Origin of the sequence: Streptococcus mitis (assembly GCF_001074635.1) — a bacterium.
Lineage (GTDB): Bacteria > Bacillota > Bacilli > Lactobacillales > Streptococcaceae > Streptococcus > Streptococcus mitis_E.
Window position 1 is genome coordinate 1 of record NZ_JUQO01000103.1, and the last position, 21,737, is coordinate 21,737.

20 protein-coding genes are annotated in these 21,737 nt (G+C 41.3%); 1 reads left to right on the forward strand and 19 read right to left on the reverse strand.

Annotation, left to right across the window (positions count from 1 at the left end):
• Window positions 1-119: 119 nt before the first annotated feature.
• The 19 genes from thrB to ADI58_RS04315 form a co-directional block, all read right to left on the reverse strand.
• Window positions 120-989 (reverse strand): homoserine kinase, encoded by an 870-nt coding sequence (thrB, locus tag ADI58_RS04225; RefSeq protein ID WP_049521579.1) that lies wholly within the window; start codon window positions 987-989, stop codon window positions 120-122.
• A 1-nt stretch (window position 990) separates the two neighbouring features.
• Entirely contained in the window at window positions 991-2,277 is a 1,287-nt protein-coding gene (locus ADI58_RS04230; RefSeq protein WP_000216346.1) for a homoserine dehydrogenase, read from the reverse strand.
• 150 nt (window positions 2,278-2,427) lie between these two features.
• Window positions 2,428-3,165 (reverse strand): adaptor protein MecA, encoded by a 738-nt coding sequence (mecA, locus tag ADI58_RS04235; RefSeq protein WP_049521580.1) that lies wholly within the window; start codon window positions 3,163-3,165, stop codon window positions 2,428-2,430.
• A 272-nt stretch (window positions 3,166-3,437) separates the two neighbouring features.
• Window positions 3,438-4,472: a teichoic acid biosynthesis protein TarQ gene (gene tarQ / locus ADI58_RS04240; protein WP_049521581.1), complete on the reverse strand. Its 1,035-nt coding sequence runs from the start codon at window positions 4,470-4,472 to the stop codon at window positions 3,438-3,440.
• The gene (locus ADI58_RS04245; protein ID WP_049521582.1) at window positions 4,465-5,934 is read right to left on the reverse strand and encodes an O-antigen polysaccharide polymerase Wzy family protein; all 1,470 of its coding nucleotides are present in this window, start codon (window positions 5,932-5,934) and stop codon (window positions 4,465-4,467) included. Before ADI58_RS04245 ends, tarQ begins: the two co-directional genes overlap by 8 nt.
• Window positions 5,935-5,949: 15 nt before the next feature.
• On the reverse strand, window positions 5,950-6,936 hold the full coding sequence (locus ADI58_RS04250) for a glycosyltransferase family 2 protein (RefSeq protein WP_049521583.1): 987 nt from the start codon (window positions 6,934-6,936) through the stop codon (window positions 5,950-5,952).
• Between the two features lies 1 nt (window position 6,937).
• A complete protein-coding gene (locus ADI58_RS04255) occupies window positions 6,938-8,038 on the reverse strand; it encodes a glycosyltransferase (protein WP_049521584.1) in 1,101 nt (366 codons plus the stop codon).
• Complete coding sequence (locus ADI58_RS04260; RefSeq protein WP_080982459.1) at window positions 8,031-8,876, reverse strand: LicD family protein; 846 nt, start codon at window positions 8,874-8,876, stop codon at window positions 8,031-8,033. The genes ADI58_RS04255 and ADI58_RS04260 overlap by 8 nt, the downstream gene beginning before the upstream one ends.
• Window positions 8,877-9,000: 124 nt before the next feature.
• Entirely contained in the window at window positions 9,001-10,296 is a 1,296-nt protein-coding gene (locus ADI58_RS04265) for an LCP family protein (protein WP_049521585.1), read from the reverse strand.
• Complete coding sequence (gene pheA / locus ADI58_RS04270; RefSeq protein ID WP_049521586.1) at window positions 10,293-11,141, reverse strand: prephenate dehydratase; 849 nt, start codon at window positions 11,139-11,141, stop codon at window positions 10,293-10,295. Before pheA ends, ADI58_RS04265 begins: the two co-directional genes overlap by 4 nt.
• Window positions 11,138-11,614: a shikimate kinase gene (locus ADI58_RS04275; RefSeq protein ID WP_049521587.1), complete on the reverse strand. Its 477-nt coding sequence runs from the start codon at window positions 11,612-11,614 to the stop codon at window positions 11,138-11,140. Before ADI58_RS04275 ends, pheA begins: the two co-directional genes overlap by 4 nt.
• A complete protein-coding gene (aroA, locus tag ADI58_RS04280) occupies window positions 11,607-12,890 on the reverse strand; it encodes a 3-phosphoshikimate 1-carboxyvinyltransferase (RefSeq protein ID WP_049521588.1) in 1,284 nt (427 codons plus the stop codon). The genes ADI58_RS04275 and aroA overlap by 8 nt, the downstream gene beginning before the upstream one ends.
• A gap of 91 nt (window positions 12,891-12,981) precedes the next feature.
• Complete coding sequence (locus ADI58_RS04285) at window positions 12,982-13,320, reverse strand: YlbF/YmcA family competence regulator (protein WP_000065980.1); 339 nt, start codon at window positions 13,318-13,320, stop codon at window positions 12,982-12,984.
• 10 nt (window positions 13,321-13,330) lie between these two features.
• A complete protein-coding gene (locus tag ADI58_RS04290) occupies window positions 13,331-14,434 on the reverse strand; it encodes a prephenate dehydrogenase (RefSeq protein ID WP_049521589.1) in 1,104 nt (367 codons plus the stop codon).
• A gap of 9 nt (window positions 14,435-14,443) precedes the next feature.
• The gene (aroC, locus tag ADI58_RS04295; RefSeq protein WP_049521590.1) at window positions 14,444-15,610 is read right to left on the reverse strand and encodes a chorismate synthase; all 1,167 of its coding nucleotides are present in this window, start codon (window positions 15,608-15,610) and stop codon (window positions 14,444-14,446) included.
• A 9-nt stretch (window positions 15,611-15,619) separates the two neighbouring features.
• Window positions 15,620-16,687, reverse strand: coding sequence for a 3-dehydroquinate synthase (gene aroB / locus ADI58_RS04300; protein WP_049521591.1), 1,068 nt, complete (start codon window positions 16,685-16,687; stop codon window positions 15,620-15,622).
• Between the two features lie 18 nt (window positions 16,688-16,705).
• Window positions 16,706-17,560, reverse strand: coding sequence for a shikimate dehydrogenase (locus ADI58_RS04305; RefSeq protein ID WP_049521592.1), 855 nt, complete (start codon window positions 17,558-17,560; stop codon window positions 16,706-16,708).
• The gene (aroD, locus tag ADI58_RS04310; RefSeq protein WP_049521593.1) at window positions 17,550-18,227 is read right to left on the reverse strand and encodes a type I 3-dehydroquinate dehydratase; all 678 of its coding nucleotides are present in this window, start codon (window positions 18,225-18,227) and stop codon (window positions 17,550-17,552) included. The genes ADI58_RS04305 and aroD overlap by 11 nt, the downstream gene beginning before the upstream one ends.
• The gene (locus ADI58_RS04315; protein ID WP_049521595.1) at window positions 18,224-19,387 is read right to left on the reverse strand and encodes a class I SAM-dependent rRNA methyltransferase; all 1,164 of its coding nucleotides are present in this window, start codon (window positions 19,385-19,387) and stop codon (window positions 18,224-18,226) included. The genes aroD and ADI58_RS04315 overlap by 4 nt, the downstream gene beginning before the upstream one ends.
• A gap of 149 nt (window positions 19,388-19,536) precedes the next feature.
• Here ADI58_RS04315 and ADI58_RS04320 point away from each other — a divergent pair, with 149 nt between their 5' ends.
• Window positions 19,537-21,654, forward strand: a complete 2,118-nt coding sequence (locus tag ADI58_RS04320) for an LTA synthase family protein (protein WP_049521596.1) — start codon at window positions 19,537-19,539, stop codon at window positions 21,652-21,654.
• Window positions 21,655-21,737 lie beyond the last annotated feature (83 nt).

Genomic DNA, 21,737 nt, shown 5'->3' on the forward strand with positions numbered 1-21,737 from the left:
GAGCAACCTGCGGCTAGCTTCCTAGTTTGCTCTTTGATTTTCATTGAGTATAAACTTCTTTTCAAAAAAAGGATAGGAAGCCCTCTGGTCAAGAGTTTCCCCATCCTATCTTCTATTCTTTATTTTGCTTCTACACGGACACCTTGGGTATCAACCTTCAAGTCATGAAGTTTTCCTTTGAAAGGTTGCTTTTCCAATTCTGCCTTAATCGTTGGCATCTTGTCATGAGAAGCCAGAACCATAACTGTCGGCCCAGCACCAGAGAGGTAGGTCGCATAGGCACCATTCTCTTTGGCTACTTGCTTAATCGTCGCAAATTCTCTCACTAAATCTTGGCGATAGCGCTCATGGAAGAGGTCTCCCTCTATTGCTTGCCCAGCAGTCACCATGTCTCCTGCCAACAAGGCAGCAACAGCTACATTGGCGATAGAACTGGCAGTAACAGCTTCCTTGTAAGATAATTTCTTAGGCAAGACACCACGGCTGTCTCGAGTACGCAATTCATAGTTTGGAATGTAGGCTAGGAAATCACACTCTGGAAAGTCTGCTACAATAGCAGAAACTTGTCCATCAACAGAGCTTGCAATAACGAGATTACCATAGATAGCTGGAGCCACATTATCAGGATGCCCTTCAATCTTGGTCGCTAACTGCAATTTTTCATTGTCAGACAAGTTAAGTTGACCCAGTTGGTTGGCGAGTTCAATCCCAGCAACAATAACCGAGCTGGAAGAACCCAAACCACGCGCCAAAGGAACATCACTAGTCATTTTCAAACGTCTTGGCTGCAAGTCTGGTACAATTTGCAAAGCGATTTTGAGCAAGAGATTACGCTCGTCATGTGGTATCCATTTGCCAATCTGGTGTTCAATCAGCCACTCATCTCGTTCTTCACATACCTCAATTTGAAGATACTTGGTTACAGCTACACCGACCGAGTCAAAACCTGGCCCGATATTGGCACTGGTTGCAGGTACAATAATCTTCATCTTATTCTCCTAGCACCTTGAAGGTATTCAATAGGTCGAATTCTGAAACCTTCTTCAATTCAGCTGAGACATTTTCAAGCTGGGCTTTATTAATCTTGTGTGTGATGATAACAACACGCGCCTTGTCACCCTCTTTGCCATCTTGAAGGATTTGCTTGAAGGAAATATCTTGAGCGTTGAAGATTTCAGCCAATTTCAAGACCTGACCTTTTGAGTCTGGTGCCAAGATTGAGAAGTAGTAATTAGCTTTGACATCCTCTGGATTTGCCAAGACCAAGTCACGGCTGTATTCGTTGAAGTCTTTACCGATGGTTCCATCATTCAGGCGACGAACGATACGGACAATATCTGCTACAACACTTGTTGCAGTTGGTTTTTGACCCGCACCTGGTCCATAGTACATAGACTCACCGATACCGATAGATTCTACAAAGACAGCGTTCATTACGCCATTCACACTAGCAAGTGGGTGCGCTTTAGGTAGGAAGGTTGGAGTCACTTCTGCAGCAATTCCTGAAGGAGTTTCCTCGATAGAGCCAACCAATTTCACTACATAGCCAAGTTCTTGGGCTACGGCTACGTCTTCTGGTGTGATGTTGCGGATTCCCTTGTGGGCTACATCGTCAAATGCAACCTTCATACCAAAAGCAAATTGGCTCAAAATCACCATCTTGTAGGCTGCATCAATCCCATCTACGTCATTTGTAGGGTCACTTTCTGCAAAACCTAGACGTTGCGCTTCCGCAAGAGCATCGTCGTAAGACCATCCTTCTTCCACCATCTTAGTCATCATGAAGTTGGAAGTTCCGTTGACTACACCAAGCACACGCGTAATTTTATCAGAAGCCAAGGAATTTGCCAAGGTACGAAGAATTGGAATCCCACCAGCTACTGCTGCTTCGTAGTAAAGTGCTACCTTGTTAGCTTTAGCGATTTCTAACAATTCTGCACCATGGACAGCCAAAAGATCTTTGTTAGCAGTAACAACGTGTTTCCCAGCCTCCAAGGCACGAGTGATAAAGGTTTTAGCAGGTTCGATACGCCCCATCAATTCCACTACGATCGTAATGTCTTGATCTGACAAAATGTCATCCACATTGGTTACAAAGTTAAAGTCATTCCCTGCTGCAAGCAAGCGATTCTTTTCATCTTCATCCTTGACCAATACCTTAGCAACTTCGATCTCTGAATGTGCTGATTGATTGATTTTTTCTCCATTTTCCTTTAGGAGGAAAGGCACACCACTTGCAACGGTACCAAATCCTAGTAAAGCAATTTTAACTGTCATGTTTGTCTCCTCGAAATTTTCTAATATAGCCATTATAACAGAATTTTGTGAAAATTCCTATTATAGTAAATCACTATTTCAGTATAAAAAGAAAAAACGAATCAGACGATTCGCTCTCCTTAGAATCTGAAAATAGCTTTCCAGAAATGATTATCCAATCTTTTGCAGATTGAGCACTGCATCGTGATTCATCAAGACTTGACCATACTCTTGCAAGACTGAACGACTGATATCACTATCGTCCGCAAACTCGCGCATACGAGCCAAAAGCCAAGCCGGATATGGACTTGGATGATTTTCAATATCCACTAAAATGGTCAAATAATAGCGCTCGTTCATTTTGTAGAGTTCAGAAGTTTCCATCTCAAAAGTCACTGTCTTGGCAAAAGCCACCAAGTCAGCCAACTTAGCAAAAGAAAGGATGTAATAGATGTAAGGCTCTTTCTTGCTCTCAGTTTCTTGTTCAGCCTGTTCCTGCTCTTCTTCCTTGGCTTCTACTTGCTCTAGAGATTGAATCGCTTCGATATCATCCTTAGTTTTGTCTGCGATGCTTTTTTCCAAGGTTTTGATAAATTCATCTGGCGACATTTGAGCCAATTCTTCCATATCTGGCAAATCCGATAAGTCTTCAAAATCTAGATTTTGGTCAATCTTTGATTTGGTTACAAAGACATCGACCTTATCAGGTTTTGGAGTCACACGGAAGCTCAACATACCTGTATCCAAAAAGCTATCAGGCATCTCTAACTCATCCAAGATAGCATAAAAGAACTCTTCTGTTTTTTCTTGAGGGACAAGAAAGTCAGCAATCTCCATTCCTCGATCCATCAAATCTTCTAAAGACATCGTGATTTTCAAAGTTGTATCACTAATTTGTTTCATTTTCATTGCTAGTAACCTCATACTTTCAGTTCTATCTATTATACTAGATTTTTACGATTTTATCAAAAGAAGGCTCCTCTATACGGATAGATTTTCCCTAAGGTAACTTCTGTAGAAGACCCTAATACTCTTCGAAAATCTCTTCAAACCACGTCAGCTCTATCTGCAGGTTGCTTTTTGATTTTCATTGAGTATAAAAGAAAATTTCTGCGGACAAATAGAAAAAGCCTTCAAAATCGGCTCTTAGCCAACTTTGAAGACTTGATACATTAGAATCCTTATAATTTAAAGGTTGCCACACCGAGGATAGAACGATTTAAGTTTCTGAGAATTTGAAGACTTTGTTCAAATTTCTTATAACGAGTCACTCCGTATTCTTCAACAAGAAGGACTGTATCTCTTTCTAAAAGAGATGGTACATCCTGTAAATCTACAAAATGCATTCCTTTTAAAGACTCTTGATTTTGTTTCAATTTATCTAGGATAGCTTTGTTTGAGCTAACTATTGTTAATTCTTGTCCAGCATTTTTGTATGACAGGACATCTGCTAGGTTGGCAATTGTTGTGATCTCTGTTACAAAATCAATTTGATATTGAGAAAAATCACCTGCTCTATTGATTGTTGGATTAAAGAGATAAACCAATACATTTCCCATCACAACCAAAATCACACAGACTACTCCAATAACAGCTAAACGGAGAATCAAGTTTTTCACATTTAATCCAAGTGCTGTCTCACCGTTTGCATTCAATTCTTTAGAGTTGATGGTTTCCAATTTTTCAATTTTCACATTTGCATAAGTGTGTTTAAATTTCTCAATCAATCCATCAAATTTTCTCTCTAACAAGTCATTGACATCCTTGCTTGGTGTCAAAATTTTCACACCAACCCCTGCATCGTCAATCATATAGTAGACAGTCAGTTTTTTCCACCAATAATCATTCGTAGAATTTTTCAAGGTTGTTTCTGTCGTATCCAATTCACTGGCAATTTTTTTCAGTTCACTCGGTTCTACATCATTGAAAAGATAAGCTCCATTCAAATTCCCATCAATCAATTTCCCGTAGAAATCACTATAACCACCAATTTGATGATTCAAAATCGTTTTAGCTGAATCTTCTGGAGGTGTGATTTTATAGCTGATATAAGTTGAATAACTTGTTGTGTCTTTGACAGTATTTTTATTCTTAACTGCTTTAATTGTAAATGGTACAGCAATGAGAGCAAATAAAGCGATGAGAGCTAAAATATTTACTTTTCGTTTTTTATAAAGATTTGCAAACAAATCAGCTACTGAATAATGTTCAAACATGATTTTTTTCTCCTTTGTTTAGTAGGTACTGGTTCTCTTTTGTAAGCATTTTTGCTACGAATAGAATCACAAGAACAATTCCCCAGAATTGCATTGTAAATAGATTGAAGAAACTTTCTGAAAAGCTACTTCTTGGCATAAAGAATAGATTATTCAAGATGAGTAAGGACAAGGCAAATAGGATTGTTCTAGAGCGATAGGCTACTTGCAACATGGCTATGAATAACATACCTAGCAAGAGACTAAGTAGAAAGACTCCTATCATACCATAGTCAGTATACAACTCCATGATATAACTACTTCCGATACCATGTCCTTTCAAGTATTCCTTGTTCAAAACAAGATAGGATAAATTGTGGGCATAACTATTACTATCAATAGCTAGCTCTACACTATTGGTTGTATGCTCAAAGGCTTTTCCTCCGAAAATGGCCCCTAAACTTCCCCTTGCAAAATAATCAATAACAGGACCAAAAGTAAAATTGCGGAAATCTCGGTAAGGGAGGCTACTGTTAAATAGAAAACCTCGAGCCAGAACACCAAAACTAGTCCCTTGTTTATAGATAAAGTCAAGTAAGATATCCCAGAAACCTGTATGGGAAACTTGGACATTATCCCGTACATAATTGAGCACTCCCATCGCTAACATGAGAATAGGAGAACCCACAAAAATCGCTAACTTTTCTTTAAACCCAATCCATTTTCCCTTTTCAGTTTGCTCTCTCATAAAGTAATAAACAAAAGCAAATAAAATACTTAAAATAAAGGGATTGCGTGTCCCGATTGCCAAATGAATGGTATTAGCTGCAATAAAGGAGACAAGCACTGCTGTTGCCTGCCATTTCTTTGGCTTGGTTGCCAAATACATACACATTGCGTAGACCGTAAAGGTTGATAAGATATAGGTAAAATAAGGAAGTTTACTTTCAAAATTTGCATAGTAGGCATAGTAGGAAGTCTGCAAGCGATACAGGAGTCGTTCAAATAATCTAATGAAATAGAAAGGATAGGTTAGAAGAAAAACTCCTAGTGATACAAAGCGTAACCGCTTGATATAAATCTCTTTTAGAGAATTTCCTATATTTGCTACTTTTATTTTCTTCCTAGCTATGAAGTAACGAGCCAGGACGCCTCCTGTGGTCAATCCCAATATCGAAACCATGACGACTATAAAGGCAAAGCGATAGGCTATGGGATGATAGGTATCCAAAGCACCATCCCTAAAGTAATCAATGGTCGGCCTTGATACCAGAAATACAAAAATAGTTAAAAAGAAAATAAAATGGATTAAGTAATACTTGATATCATTCCAACAAGCAATTAAGCTACTAACCAGTAAGAACAATAAAGTAGAAAGCAAGCTAACATTGTTATTATTAAACAGATACACAATTCCACTTACTAGCGTCAAGGCATAGCTGACTATGGTCAAACTAAATAATAATCGTTTTCCATCAATCACTTGCTCACCCCCGTTCTAATGTAATTTTTTAGATTTTTCAATATTTTTTAGTAATAAGAATCGGTATAAGGAAATATTTATGAATAGAGCCAAAGCACTAATTCTTCTCCCATTACGGAAAATTGGATTCCTAGCAATAGCAAAGGCATGGCTTTTTAAAAAACGATGAATCTGGGAATAGGCTTCAAACTGTTTATACTGATCATCTAGCAACATCTTATCCAGAATAAAGAAGTGGGCATAGGCCAATCTGAAAAAAGCGACCTCTTTCAAATCAGGATAGTTCTTCATAACTTCATTATAAAACTTTTGGTAGATATCAATATAGGCCAAATCCTTCTCCGCATAAGGTTTAGTCGTAATACTATCTCCTCTATGGAAATAGTAATAATAGGGTTTTGTATTAACCACGTACTTCTTAGCCAACTTGATTAAATCAAAATGGTAATAGGCATCTTCGTAAATCAACCCCTTAGGAAAGGATAGGGCAGTTGCAATCTCTCTCTTGATTAGCTTATTGCAGATCGTCCCAGGTATTTTTTCACCTATGAGGTATTCCTTTAGAAATGTTTGAGAATCACAGACAAAATACTCATCCTGATTGGCTGACTGTGGGCTTTCATCATTAGCATAGACATTCATGACACCACAGCTAGAAACATCCGCATCTTCTTGAATTAATTGCTCATATAAGCTCTGAATCATTTCTGGATGGATATAATCATCTGAGTCAATAAAAATCAGATAATCCCCGTGAGCCTGCTTCATTCCATCATTTCGTGCTTGTGACAATCCTTCATTCTTTTTATGAAGTACTGACACCCTGTCATCTTGTTCAGCGATTGAATCACACAAGCGACCACTCTCATCTGTTGCACCATCATCAACAAGAATGATTTCCAGATTTTGATAAGTCTGCTTCTGAATGGAAGCTATCGATTTTTCTAGGTATTGCGCCACGTTATAGACTGGCACAATTACACTAATTAATGCAGTTTCCATGCTACTCCTCTAATAGTTTTTCTACTTGTTCGATTTGTTTGGCAATTGTGAATTGTTGAATGAATTGACTAGCCTCATTGACATCGAAGTTTGAGGCAGAGGTCATGTAGTTCGTAATTGCCTGAGCTGCTTCTTGATTGCTCTCAATGATTTGTCCAAATTGTCCTTCTTGGGATAATTCCTCAGCCCCTCCAACATCCGTAGAGACAAAAGGAAGTCCCAGACTCAAGGCTTCCACATACACTCCAGGAAAACCTTCTTGTTTAGACATAGACAAAAGAACTTTCGTCTGAGATAAATACTGATAAGGATTTTTTTGATAACCAAGGAAATGTACATAGTCTTCAAGCTCATATTCTTTGACGCGTTTTTTCAGTTCCTCATCCATATCACCAGCCCCTATGAAGTAGAGATGATAGTATTTTCCCTCTTGGTGTAATAATCGTATCACTTCCACCACACGGTCAGAACCCTTATTTTCCTCAATCCGTCCGATAGTACAGATACTTTGAGGCGCAATCTCGATATCGATCCTCTCTTGAGATTTTTCTAGAATACTCTTAAAATCATATCCATTGTAGACCGTCTGTAATTTCGTAGCATAATCTGGATAGACTTCCTTGATAGAATGACTGGTCTTTTTAGAAATTCCTACAATGGTATCCGCAGCATCCAACTGGCGTCTATGTGATTCTCTTTTTGAACTATCCTTAAGAAATTCTTCGATACTTCCATGAATCCAAGAGATCTTCTTGACTTCTTTTCTTTTAGAGAACAAAAGTGGAGGATTCATAATGGTAAAGGAAACCTCAACATCATAGTCATCTTTCACCAGTAAGCGACGTGTCAATCTTGGAAAATAAATTCTCATTCTCCACAAAAGAGCTCGTAACCATCTGGCTTGGCGATAATCCTGAAGGGATTTTAAAATGCCTACATGCTTGGGAACAGATTCGTATCCCTTGTCAAAGTGCTCCATTTCAAGAATATCAATATCATACTTTTCTGGATCCAGATTTGAAACAATTGTCGACAGGATTTTTTCTGCACCGCCTCCGAGAGAAAAAGACCACATAAAAAATAAGATTTTTTTCTTAGCCACCGTATTCTCCCTTGTACTCTGTATAAGACTTATCCATATCAGCGATGACAGCATCATGATGCGGTACTTGCTTATCTGCTGGTGGTGGCGTCATATAATCTCCAAAAGCAGTGCTGAGATAGGCATCATAGCCGACTGGAACGGGCATCTCTGTCTCTTCAAATGGCAAGAAAAGATTATCCTCAAAAGATTCGATTAGGTACTTGTTTCTCATGTAACCAGGACCCGAGCATAATTCCGTGATTCCATCGCTCTCATCCAGACTATACTTGGTCATTTCTTTCTCAGCTTTTTTCCAAATACGATAACGGAGAGATTTGGGAGTCATACCCAGTAAAATACGGCTTCCCCATTTCATAAGTGCACCATGCTTTTCTGGAATAGTTTGGGCACAAAAGAGTGAATAAATCAAGGCCCAGCGAACCTGTTTCTTCCGCTCAGCTGGATTTTTCGGATAATAATCCAAAGGCAAGACATCTAAGGCCAAACCATGTGGTAAATTCAAATCCTGCTGATAAGGCTTAATACAGGTAGTTTCCTTGTCACGAATGGTAATAAAAAGATTGCGGTCAACAAAATCCTTGTTACTCTTTGACAAGAAATAACGCTCATCTGCATAACGAGGCCATAATTCTGCTAATTTCTCATAATCTTTACGAGGCATAAAAAAGTCTAGGTCGTCATCCCAAGGAATAAAACCCTTGTTTCGAAGGGTACCAATAGCACCTCCTCCACAGAGATAACAAAGCAAATCATGTTCTTTACAAAAGGCAACAAAATATTCAGCCATCTCCAGACTTCGAGCCTGAATTGCTTTTAAATCAGTCATATTGTTCATTATTCTTTCTATCGTATCGTTCCATTATACCACAAATAAGGGGTGAAAATCTATTGCAGACTGTAAAAATCAAAGCCTGACTGCTATCCAAATAGCTATCAAGCTTTGATTCTTCTGTCTTATCTTATCTCAAGCCCATCTGAGACAATTTATTCTGATATTTGTTTTGATCGACAAGCAAGCCCAAACCTCCATAAACATCATAGGCATCTACCCAGTCACCAAGTTCTGGAATCGTCAATTTTTCAATACCATTTTGAACTCCGTCTAGGAAAGACAAGCCATTTGTTAACAGGAAGGTATAAGGAACATTCGTTGAAGTCATTGCGAATACCTTGCCAAGTGCCTCTGAGCCTGTAAAAAGCTTGGTTGGATCTTTGATTTGCTGAAGAACTGCTGTCAGTACTTGTTGCTGTCTTTTGGTACGGCCGTAATCCGCCTCATCATCATCACGGAAACGAGCATAATTGAGCAAAGTCGAGCCATTCATCTGCTGTTTTCCGACTTTGATGGTTTGGGTTGGAGACTCAGTCTCAGTAGCGTGTAAATCATCTCCGACTGTAGCTTCTGTTAGTTGGCGCCCATTCAATGTTGAAAATTGAGCATCAATTGTCACACCATCAGGGAAAAGTGTGTCAATCGCTGTAGCAAAGGCCTGAAAATCGACCAAGGCATAGTACTTAATGTCCAAATCAAAATTATCTTTCAAGACTTGGCGAACCATTTCTGCCCCTTTTTGCCCCTCTTGTTCTCCTAACTCATAGGCTACGTTTAACTTGTTGTCCGTCTGTTTTCTACCGTTAATCACTTGACTGTAACCGTCTATATAAACCAAATTGTCACGCATGAAGCTGACCAGCTTAATTTTCTTATCTGAGCCGCCAACATTTAATACCATAATAGAGTCCGTCCGCGTCTCAGCACTATTTTGACCGATTCGCCCATCTGTACCCATGATCAAAATATTAACTCCATCTCTGGTATCTTTACCATTAAAAACTTCTACTTGAGCTGCCCTGGCATTGGCAATTTTATCTGGATTAGCATTGGTATAACCTTTTAAGAACATAAAAATCATACCCAATGCTAGACAAGCTAAGATAGCCAGTAAACCTGCGAAAATGCGCCCCCACCGTAGCTTCCGCTTTTTAGTTTTTTTCTTTGGAAGAGAATTGATTTTCTGGTATCTCTCAGAACGACTACGGCTATTATAAGAAGGAATCGAAGTGTTAGCACTTGTCTTTCTATAATCCTCTGTCAATTCCTGACTTTCTGAGGTGGCGTCATTACTTGCCCTATTTAATTTATCTTGCAAGTAAGCAAACTCTTTTTTTTCTCGCTCATTGAGGTAATGAATATTCTTAAAAAGATAGTCATAACGTAACTGCTCGTGGTGGCTTAAGGGATTTTCTTTACTCATCTTCTCTCCTTTCCATGGTCTGATATTGGATAAATAGGATAAGCACCCAGAACCTTATACTGGATTCCGATGGCTTCTAATTCTTTTTGGGCAAAGTGAACCAAGTCCTTATCAGTATAGTCCACATCGATAATGAAAAAGTATTCGCCCAACGCTGTCTTGAGTGGACGACTTTCAATTTTTGTCAGGTCAATTCCTCGCCAAGCAAAGGTCGAAAGAGCCTTGTAGAGTGCACCTGGAAGGTTGTCAGGTAAGGTCAAGGCCAAACTCATTTTTTCAGTTTGTACCTGCAAAGGAATAGCTGTACCTTTAGCTCCCAGAACCCAGAAACGTGTGAAATTAGCTTCCATTTCCTGAATATCCTCAGCAATCAGTTCCAAGCCATATTCTTCGGCAGAACTTCTAGGTGCAATGGCTGCATAAGGCTGGTCTGGATGTTCGGAAATAAAACGGGCCGCATAAGCTGTACTAGCTGTTACCTCGATTTGGGCCTCTGGATATTGTTCATCGATGAATTTCTTTCCTTGAGCCAAAGCCTGAGGATGAGAAAAAATCTTTTCAATCTTAGTATGGCCTGGAACCACCATCAACTGCTGATGAATAGGCTGAACGATTTCTGCAACTGCTTGAATGCGAGCCTGATGAAAAAGGTAGTCCAAGGTTTCATGAACACTACCCTCAATAGAATTTTCAACTGGCACCACAGAATAGTCCACCAAGCCTTGCTCATAGGCCTTGATGACATCTGTAATATTGGCAAAGGCCTGCAATTCCTCCTGAGGAAAAGCTGTCTGCACAACGTGGTGTGAAAATGATCCCTTGGGACCTAGATAAGCAATTTTCATCTCAGTTCCTCTATAATTTCCTCTGGGCTTAACTCGGTCACATCCAAAACCCGACTAGCGACTTCTACATACCAAGCCTGTCTTTCTTGGAAAATAGCTGCTAGTTTTTCCTTGCTATTATTTAGAAAAAGCGGACGCTGATTGTCCTTATCAGCTGATATGCGTTGGTAGAGGGTTTCAAAATCAGCTTTCAGATAGATATTATCAGAATTGGTCTTGAGTAAGTCACGATTTCGCTGAGAAATGACCACTCCTCCGCCAGTTGACACAACTTGGTCTCTTTGTAGTAACTCAGCTAGGACTTCTGCTTCTACCTGACGAAAGGCTGATTCTCCCTTTTCAGCGAAAAAATTCGCAATGGACATACCTAGGCGTTTCTCAATCAGAGCATCCATATCAAGGTAATTAGGGTCCAAGCCTCTTGCAATAGTCGATTTGCCAGCCCCCATAAAGCCTAATAACACCTTAGCCATGAATCAAGCTCTCCAAATCATCAAAGAAGCTAGGATAGCTGGTATTGATGGCTTCTGCACGATCAAGCTCCACTTCACCATCTCCAACCAAGAGGGCTGCGATGGCTGTCATCATGCCGATACGGTGGTCACCAAACGTATTGACTCTAGCACCGTGAAGGGCTGATTTTCCTTTGATAATCATTCCATCTGCTGTAGGGGTGATATCCGCACCCATGCTATTTAAAGCGTCTGCCACAACCTGAATGCGGTCTGTTTCCTTGACCTTGAGTTCCTCAGCATCCTTAATAACTGTTACACCTTGAGCTTGGGTCGCAAGTAGAGCGATAACTGGCAATTCATCAATCAAGCGTGGAATCAAAGCGCCACCAATCTCTGTTCCTTTGAGGTCAGAAGACTCAACAGTCAAGGTTGCAGATTTAGCGACTGGGTCAATTTCAGTAACTTCTAATTTTCCACCCATGGCGCGAATGACATCAATGATACCTGTACGCGTTTCGTTAATACCAACATTCTTCAGCACTAGACGAGAATTTGGAACAATCAAACCTGCGACTAGCCAAAAGGCTGCACTGGAAATATCTCCTGGAACAACCACCTTTTGTCCATTCAGTTTTTGTGGCCCTTGGACTGTGATTTTCTTACCGTCCACACTTAAATGACCACCAAATTGTTGCAACATATCTTCAGTATGATTACGGGTACACTCTTTTTCGATAATAACAGACTCCCCCTGAGCCTGCAAGGCTGCAAACATCAAGGCTGACTTGACTTGGGCTGAGGCAATTGGCAATTCATAATGAATAGGTCTTAGGTTTTTCGTCCCTTTTAAGTGAAGAGGAGGCAGGTCTCGCTCAGTTTGTCCCGAAATGCTGACGCCCATTTTTTTTAATGGAATCGTCACACGGTCCATAGGTCGTTTGGAAAGACTGTCATCTCCAAACATTTCTACTTCAAAGTCTGCACCCGCAAGGACACCTGAAATCAGGCGAATAGAGGTGCCAGAATTTCCCATATCAAGGGCATTTTGCGGAGCTTTTAGGCCGTCCATACCGACACCTTGAATGGTAATAACCCCATCTTTATCCTCAATCTCAACACCAAGGTCACGAAAAACTTGAATAGTTGAGAGCACGTCCTCGCCCCTTAAAATATCATAAACCTTTGTCTCACCCTCAGCCAAACTTCCAAAGATAATGGAACGGTGACTGATAGACTTGTCACCTGGAACGCGGATACTGCCGTGTAAGTGGCGAATGTTTGTTTTTAGTTTCATACTGGACCTCATACTTGCAATACTTTTACCTATTTTATCATAAAAAGCCAGAAATTCCTTAAAAATTCCTGACTTTAGGATAGTTATTTTCTTATTTTAGCAATTCTGAAACTGGTTCGAAAACAATTTTTTCAATGTCAGAAAGGTAAATTGCCAATTGTTGTTGCTTGGTAAAGAATTCTGACAAGAGGCTGTTCCCCTGAATCTGCTTGCCAAAGCCTTCCATCTTAGCTTGGAAGGACGCATCTGGCATTTGACCTGTCTGCGCTAGTCTTTGAATTTCCTCTTGGAAGGCAACGTACTCTGTAAAGATTTTGCTTGCCTCAGCATCTGCTGAAATCGCATCTTTAGCTGCTTTGACAGCCTTGTATTCTGGTAATTCGCGTAGACCGCGACTGAGTTCGTTTGCACTATCGTAAATATTTGACATGTTCTTCTCCTTATTTGATGACAACTGTGTAGTCAGTGTTTTCTGTTATTAGATGCTCAGCTCTTTCTAAGTCTTGAGCATTTTTAAATGAAATTTGTAGAATCCCGTGAATATCTTCACGGTTTTCCTCATTGATGTGAATATTAACCAAGGAAGTTCCACGTAGTAGTTCCAAAATCCTCAGGATGACATCTTCTTCATCGGGAACATCGACATAAAGGTCATAAGAGCTATCCACACCGCCACGTTTATGAATTTCCATGGCCTGACGTTGCTCACGCGCTTGGTTGAAAAAGTTCCAGATTTGCTCTTCATCTCCCTTGCTGATAGCTTGTCCAATCTCGTCCAAACGCTCCTTGAAATCCTCAATTCTATCTAAAATTGTTTTACGGTTGGACAAGAGAATGGAGGTCCACATACCTGGTTCACTCTCTGCAATCCGAGTCATATCTCGAAAACCACCCGCCGCAAAGCGCCTTGCCATCTCATGTTCTTGAGCATAGACCGCGGTCTGTTCCATGAGACTAGAAGCCAGAATATGAGGAAAATGGCTAATCTGAGAAGTCACTCGATCATGCTCCTTGGCATCAATCTCGATAAAACGGGCATGAAGACCTGAAAGCAAGCTCTTCATTTCCTCAAGTGTGTCAGGACTTGTCAGGCTCGAAGGCGTGAAGATATAATAAGCATTTTCAAAAAGATTGACATCCGCAGAAGCAGCTCCTGTCTTGTGACTACCAGCCATGGGATGGGCCCCGACAAAGCGAACAGATTTGCCAGCCAAATACTGCTCCGCTGCATCCACAATGGCTGACTTGGTCGAACCAGCATCTGAGATAATCACGCCTTCTTTCAAGTCCAAGTTGGCCAATTCCTTAATAAAGGAAATGGTTTGCTTTATTGGCAAGCTGAGAATGATGATATCTGCCAAAGGAGCAAAACTGGCAAAATCATCCGTTGCACGGTCAATCATGCCTTCTTTCAAGGCAATATCTCTCGAAGCTTGACTGCGATTATAACCTAAAATTTCATAATCTGGATGATCGCGTTTGATACCGAGTGCCATAGAGGCACCAATCAAACCAAGACCTGCGATATAGATTGTTTTTGCCATAGGAACTCCTTAATAGTTCTTTGTATAGTCTCGGTGTTGGGCTACCGCTTCTTTTAATTCCTCAAGATTATCTGATGAGAATTTTTCAAGGATTTCTTGTGCCAGAACCGTAGCCACAACGGCTTCCATGACCACTCCGGCAGCTGGAAGAGCGGTCGGATCACTTCTCTCCACGGTTGCCTTGTAAGGTTCGTGGGTTTCGATATCCACACTCATAAGAGGCTTATAGAGAGTAGGAATGGGTTTCATCACGCCTCGAACAACGATGGGTTGCCCATTGGTCATACCACCTTCAAAGCCACCTAGATTATTGGTACGGCGAGTATAGCCGTCTTCTTCAGACCAGAGAATTTCATCCATGACCTGGCTGCCTTTACGATAACCAGCTTCAAAGCCAAGACCAAATTCCACCCCTTTAAAGGCATTGATAGAGACAACTGCTTGGGCAAGTCTGGCATCTAATTTTCTGTCCCATTGGACATAGGAACCAAGACCAACTGGAACACCTCCAACGACTGTCTCCACAACCCCACCGATGGTATCACCGTCACGTTTGATTTGGTCAATATAATCCTTGATTTCCTGTCCTCTTTCTTGGTTGACAATAGAAACATCAGACTGGGCAGCTCGTTCCTTAATCTCAGTGACTGTCAGATTTTCAGGTACATCGATTTCCTTGCCACCAAAGACTACGACATGGTTGGCAATCTCCATATCTAGCTCAGCCAAGAGGCGTTTGGCTACTGCGCCAACTGCCACCCGCATGGTGGTTTCACGAGCTGATGAGCGCTCCAAGGAATTACGCAAATCATCAAAGCGGTACTTGATGCCCCCAACCAAATCGGCATGTCCTGGGCGAGGATGGGTGATTTTTCGTTTGCTTTTAAGTCGCTCTTCAATGTCTTCCGCAGACATAATATCCAGCCATTTTTGGTGGTCCTTATTGATGACATCCATGGTAATGGGAGCCCCTGTCGTCTTCCCATGACGAACGCCTGAAGTAAAGACAACTTGGTCGCTCTCAATCTTCATACGGCCACCACGACCGTAACCACCCTGACGGCGTTTAAGGTCCTCATTGATATCCTCTGCTGTCAAAGGTAGTCCAGCTGGAATTCCTTCAATGATAGCCGTCAGACGGGGACCGTGTGATTCTCCTGCAGTTAAATATCTCATACACTCTCCTTATTTTACCAAATAGTCTTTCATCTCTTCCAGAGAAACTGGGTGAATGGTCGCTGAACCAAGCTCTGGTACCAAGACCAATTTCAAGGTATTGCCACGCGCTTTCTTATCATGAGTCAAAGCCTGATAAAGCTTGTCAACATCCCAGTTTTCATAGTCAACAGGTAGTCCAAATTTCTGACACATAGCTGTAATAGACTGGGTTATCCCTTCTGGCATAAGGCCTTTTCCCTCAGCTACCTTGGAAATCTGTACCATTCCCATAGCTACAGCCTCTCCATGCATGACCTTGCCATAACCGGCAGTCGCTTCGATGGCATGGCCAATAGTGTGGCCAAAATTGAGGTAAAGGCGAACACCATTGTCCAACTCATCCTCAACTACCATCTTGCGCTTGACCTGACAAGAATGTTCAATCAAGGTCTCTGCATGTTCCAGAATGCTCTCAACAGAACCATCCAGCTCTGTCAAAAGAGCCCAAAGTTCTGGATCCTCAATCAAGCCATACTTGATGACCTCCCCCATCCCTTCAATCAACTCTCTTTTTCCAAGCGTTTCAAGGACAAGCGGGTCAATCAGAACCCCATCTGGTTGGGCAAAGGTACCCACCATATTCTTAGCAAATGGAGTGTTGACACCTGTCTTTCCGCCGATAGAAGAATCCACCTGGGCTGTCAAGCTAGTCGGTATCTGAACAAAATGAATACCCCGCATATAGGTAGAGGCTACAAAACCAGCCAGGTCCCCGACGACACCGCCACCAAGAGCCACGATTCCATCGCTACGAGTTAGGCCTTGCTTGACTAAAAATTCATAGACTTTCTGGACAGTGGTTAAATTCTTTCTTTCTTCCCCTTCTAAAAAGTCAAAAACTGCTACCTGAAAACCAGCATCTTCTAGGCTGAGCTTGACCTTCTCTGCATAAAGAGAAGCTACATGGTTATCTGTCACAATGACTACCTTTTGTGGTTGCCAGAGTTCTCGCAACCATTGACCAGCCTGAGCCAGACAACCTTTTTCAATCTGAATATCATAAGGATGATGAGGAATATCGATTCTGATTTTCATAGGAGAATCTCCTTTTCTTTATTGGTATTTTTCTGTTAAGGACTGCCAAATCTCTTCTGTCGGCATTTCGTTTCCTGTCCACAGTTGAAAAGCTTCTGCAGCTTGATAGAGCAACATTCCCAGACCATTGACTGCTTGATTTCCCTGACTTCTGGCCCATTTTAAAAATGGTGTTTCAAAGGGTTGGTAAATGATATCTGCTACTAAAAGAGTTTCTGGTAGGACAATGTTTTCAGGAACTGGAGATGATTGACTATCCATCCCTACACTTGTCGCATTGACCAGTAAATCAGCCTCAGCAATCCTTGCTTGCAGTTCAGGAACATCTTCTAAAGCATACAAGTCTACTTTAAAGCCTGTCTGCTCCTGTAACTTGGTCAGGTAAGGTCTTGTTTTTTCCATAGAAACTGAACGAACAAAGACTGAAATCTGACTGACACCATCCAAAATAGCCTGTGCCAAGATTGATTTCGCCGCACCACCTGCACCCAGCAGGGTCATCTTTTTACCTGAAATTGTAAAAGAAGGCAAGCTCTTAAAAAATCCCTTGCCATCTGTATTATATCCAATTAAATTGCCATTCTCATTGACAACCGTATTAACCGCACCAATCAAGCGCGCTTCATCGCTCAGCACATCCAAATAAGGAATCACCTGCTCCTTATAGGGCATGGACAGGTTGATGCCAAACATCTGGTAGCGACGAATATTGGCCACTGTTTCTGCCAAATCACCCGCTTCAATCTCCCAAGCTACATAAGCACCGTTGGTAGCTGTCGCCTCAAAGGCGCTGTTGTGGATGAAGGGGGAAATAGAATGCTTAATAGGATTGGCAACAACGGCAGCTAAACGTGTATAGCCATCAAGCTTCATCCAAAATCTCCCGAATTTTTTTCATGTTAGCTAGGGAAATCTGACCTGGGGCACTGGCCTCATCTAGACTAGCAAAGGACCAGCTAGAACCTGTCACATCCGCAGTGATACGAGAGACCTTGCCCACCTTGCCCATAGAAATGGTCACATATTCCTGTTCAGGATTGAGGGTTTTAAAGCCTCGTGTATAGTTCATCAAGTCTAAAACATCCTGCTCCGTATGAGCCATCACCGCAACCTTAACAAGTTTTGGATTTAGGCTCGTCAACTCTGACAAGATTTCCATCATATTTTCAGGTGTTTCTTGGAAATTGTGGTAACTCAAAACGAGATTTGGGAAGTCCAGCATTTCCTCAAAAACATCCTTGTAGCTATAGTACTCAAAATCAATATAGTCTGGTTGATAGAGTTGCGCCACTTCCTTGATCAGATGGATATATTCTTCTGGAGAAAGTTCGATTTCTCCCCCTTCAGAACGAGTTCGCAGCGTGAAAACCAATTCACGACCTGCAAATTTTTCAAAAATAGCTGGAGCCACCTGCAAAATCGCTTCTTTAGGCAGATAGTCGGCACGCCATTCAATGATATCAGCATCCTGGTACCTCGTGGCATCCAGAGCCTGGGCCTCCTCTAAACTTCTTGGCATTACTGAAACGATTAATTTCATTTACTAACCTTCATACTAATCACCTTGAGGTAATTACTACTTTCATCTTTTTTATTATAGGCGAAGTCTGCTGGAAGACCGTATTTATTTAAAATCTGGTAACTTCTTCCTGCAAAGCCTTTATCAATTTGTTCTGTAAATTTCTGACGGGAAACATTGGCAGCATTGGTGCTGGCAATGATGATTCCTCCCGGATTTAAAATCTCAAGACTCTGGGAAATCAACTTGTGATAATCCTTAGCCACAGAGAAAGTTTGTTTTTTATTCCGAGCAAAGCTAGGCGGATCTAGGACAATCACATCGTAGGTCAAGCCTTTTCTCTTAGCGTATTTGAAATATTCAAAGACATCCATGACTATAAAACGATGGTCGTCTGTACTGATTCCATTTGCCTGAAAATGCGCTTCCGACAATTCTCGTGAACGTTTGGCTAGGTCAACAGAAGTTGTCTGGCTAGCTCCTCCCATGGCCGCAGCTACTGAAAAGGCTGCTGTGTAGGAAAACATATTGAGCAAGGATTTACCCATAGCTAAACCATCAACCAAGCTCCCACGAACCTCGTGCTGATCTAGAAAAATCCCTGTCATCAAACCATCATTCATAAAGACTTGATACAGAACACCATTTTCCAAAACAGTGAAAAAGTCAGGTGCTTCTTGACCATAAACATGGGCTGATTCATAGTCCAAACCCTTAAAGCGGATCTTCTCATAGGCCCCTAACACCTCAGGAAAAACCTGTCTAAAGGCTTCTGAGATGGTCTGACGAATCTGATAAACATAAGAGTTATACCAAGAAAAGACAGCATAGTCGCCATAAAGGTCCACTGTCAGACCGCCAAAGCCATCTCCCTCTTGGTTGAAGAGACGAAAGGCAGTTGTCAAATCATCTTGATAGTAGGCGCTTCTCTTTTCTTTAGCTTGTCTAAACAGCATTTCAAAGAAAGCTTGATTGAAGGTCACCTTGTCCTTACTAACAAACCAGCCCAAGCCCTTGTTTTGCTGGGAAAGGTAGGCAGTCCCAAGAAAGGTTCCTTCCTGACTCTGCACTTCTACTTCCTGATCCTTAAGATTGACATTCTCAAGATCACTGGCTTCTAGTAAAACCAGACCTTTGGCGAGTTTCTTTTCAACCCTTTTACTAACTCTTATTCTATTCATAACTACCATTATATCAAACTTTTAGCCAATTCTCAAAAAAGAAACTACCCTTGCTTTTTTACTCTTCTTTTAAAAAATGGTATACTAATACTAATAAAAAATTAGGAAGTAAATGTGTGAGAATTAATTTTAACAAAATCCAAAAAGCCATGGGTACCAGACTGGGTTTTGTCCTAACCCTTTTAATCCTCTATTGGCTCAAAACCTTATTAGCCTATACCGTTGACTTTAATTTAGATATTCAAGTGGGCAAGTTGCAGGGAAATTACCTTGCCTTTATCGCCTTTTTCAACCCCCTTCCTTTGGGACTCCTCCTGCTGGCTCTAGCCCTCTATGCTCGGTCAACCAAGATCTTTTATGGCCTGAGTATAGCTATTTATAGCCTTTTATTCATTTGGCTCTATTCCAATGTCTTTTACTATCGAGAATTTAGCGACTTTATCACGGCTAATACCATGAAGGTGGTCAGCAAGGTGTCTGTCGGCACTGCGGAATTAGAGTTACTGCGTCCTTGGGATTTCATCTATTTTATGGATTTCCCATTGCTGGCTTTCCTTTTCTATAAAAAACTCATCAAGCTGGACAGGAGACCTTTCAAATTCCGCTCCAGTGTTGCTATCACTGCACTCTCAGCCTTGCTCTTTTCTGCTAATCTTTTCTTGGCTGAAATTGAGCGTCCCGATCTCCTATCGCGAGGATTTTCGAATTATTATGTTGTTCGCGCCCTCAGTTTGCCAGCCTTTTTAGGCTATAGTGCCAACCAATCCTACAGTGCAAACAAAGAACGTGCCAAGGCCTCTGAGACTGATCTTCAACCTATTACAGATTATATTCAAGAACATTCTGCTAAACCCAATCCAGACTATTTCGGCTTAGCCAAAGGGAAAAATGTGATTTATCTCCACTTGGAGAGTTTTCAGCAGTTCCTACTGGACTATAAACTCAACATAGATGGAACTGAGCATGAAGTCACTCCCTTCCTCAACTCCCTCTACCATTCGCAATCAACCCTAGCCTTTTCGAATATCTTTAACCAAGTCAAGGCTGGTAAGACCTCAGATGCGGAAACCATGCTGGAGACTGGTTTGTTTGGACTTGACCAAGGTTCTTTCATGGTCAATTACGGTGGTACCAATACCCAGCAGGCTGCTCCTTTTATCCTATCAAAAAACGGCTATCAATCGAGTGCCGTCTTTCACGGTAATATCGGGACCTTCTGGAACCGAAATACGACCTACAAACAATGGGGTTACCAATACTTCTTTGATGCTTCCTATTTTACTAAGCAAGACAGTAGCAATTCTTTCCAATATGGTTTAAATGATAAAATCATGATGAAAGATTCTATTCAGTATCTGGAGCATTTACAGCAGCCTTTTTATGCTAAATATATCACGGTGTCCAATCACTATCCTTATGCTAGCAATCTGACAGGCGATGAGCTTGGTTTCCCACTGGCTAAAACCAAAGATGAAACAATCAACGGCTACTTCCAAACAGCTAACTATCTGGATAGTGCTATCAAGGCCTTCTTTGACTATCTCAAAGAAAGCGGCCTCTATGAAAAATCCATCATCGTCATTTACGGAGACCATTATGGCATTTCCAATTCCCGCAATCCTGACCTGGCACCTTTAATTGGCAAGACTTCTGAGAACTGGTCTAATTACGACAATGCCATGTTGCAACGAGTGCCTTTTATGGTGGTCATGCCTGGCTATGAAAAAGGACAAATCATCAATACCTACGGTGGACAAATCGATATCTTACCGACTCTCGAACACCTCCTTGCTATCGAATCCAGTTCCTTCCTTCAAGTTGGACAAGACCTCCTATCACCAGACCACCAAGAAATCGTTGCCTTTCGGACTGCCAATTCCTTCGTCACGCCAAAATATACTAGCTACGACGGACGAACCTACTATACTGAAAGCGGTCTTGAAATCAGTAATCTTGATGAACAAGCTCAAACTGAACTAGAAATCGTTCGGCATGCAGCCAGCCAACAGCTAAAAATCAGCGACCAGATTCAAACTGGCGATTTGATCCGTTTCTACCAAGCAGATCATCTTGGAAAAGTTGATACAGAAAGTATTTCTTACCTCAATTCCTTGCCAATTCTGCAAAAGATTGAACAGGAAAAAGGTAGTCAATCAACCAGTCTCTTTAGCCAACGACAAGGTAAGACCAGTACTGACCTTTTCAAAGCACCAAGTTACCAAGAACTCCATCCCGAGTCTGCAGAAACTGAATCAAAATCACAATAAAAGATGCTCTTCCGTTTTGGAGGAGCATTTCTTTTTATCAAATAAAATTCAACGAAAATCAAAGAACAAACTAGGAAACTAGC